Source organism: Nguyenibacter vanlangensis (assembly GCF_013376155.1).
Lineage (GTDB): Bacteria > Pseudomonadota > Alphaproteobacteria > Acetobacterales > Acetobacteraceae > Gluconacetobacter > Gluconacetobacter vanlangensis.
Genome location: NZ_JABXXP010000906.1, coordinates 1 through 968 on the forward strand (window position 1 = coordinate 1; position 968 = coordinate 968).

Below are 968 nucleotides of genomic sequence, written 5' to 3' on the forward strand. Positions count from 1 at the left end.
CCGACCGCCAGCACCCGCGCGCGCGGCATGTCCAGCATGTCCATCACCGGGCCATAGACCTCGGGGTAAGGCTTGCCGATCCAGCGGACCGGGCAGTCCTGCTGCGCGTACAGGCTGGCCAGCAGGCCGGCGCAGATCAGGCGCTGCCCGCCGCGCATGACCTCCATGTCCGGATTGGCGCAGATCATCTTCAGCTTGCGCGCGGCGCAACGGGCCAGCAGGGGCAGATAGGGTTCATGCGCGCCCTCGCCCCGATCCTGGTCGGGACCGGTATTCAGGATGAAATCGGCGTCCTCGGGATCGTCGACCTGGACCAGGTCCAGCCCTTCGAACAGGTTATGATCCTTGGGCGCGCCCAGATGCAGCATGCGGCGGCCCAGTCCGGCGAACCAGGGATCGGTCCAGGCGGCCATCAGGCTTCTGGTATATTCGCCGCTGGTCATGATGCCGTGATACAGGTCCGGGGTCACGCCCATCCGGGCCAACTGGTCGCGGACCACGTCGACCCGGCGCGGGGCGTTGGAGAGCAGCACGACCCGCCCCCCCTGGTCGCGCAGGCGCGCCAGGCAGTCCCTGGCGCCGGGATAGGGGCGAATGCCGTCATGAACGACGCCCCAGAGATCGACGATGAACCCGTCATAACGCGTCGCCAGTGGGGCGAAACTCTCCAGACCCAGCATCATGCCATACCTTTCGCGTCGGCAAGGGTTTCGAATCCTTCGGCATGCAGTGCGCGCAGCAATTCGCGCTTCAGCCGGGGTACGATGCCGGGGCCGTCATAGGCGAAGGCGCTGTAGAGCTGCACCAAATCGGCCCCCGCACGGACGCGGTCGAGAATGTCGGCGCCCGTTTCGATGCCGCCGCACGCGACCAGCGCCAGGCGCCCCGCCGCGATCTGGGCGACTTGCCGGAAGATTTCATCGGCCAGCGGACGCAGCGGCCGGCCCGACAGGCCGCCGGCCTCGCCG

At 68.3% G+C, this 968-nt stretch carries 1 protein-coding gene and 1 pseudogene; both read right to left on the minus strand.

All coding sequences use genetic code 11. The annotated features are described in order from the left end of the window. Positions 1 to 683: TIGR01459 family HAD-type hydrolase (locus HUK84_RS20055; RefSeq protein ID WP_176641769.1), on the minus strand; the 683-nt coding region annotated here is incomplete at its 3' end. Continuing rightward, positions 680 to 968 (minus strand): annotated as a pseudogene (locus HUK84_RS20060) (quinone-dependent dihydroorotate dehydrogenase); the annotation flags it as partial. The gene HUK84_RS20055 and the pseudogene HUK84_RS20060, both read right to left, overlap by 4 nt.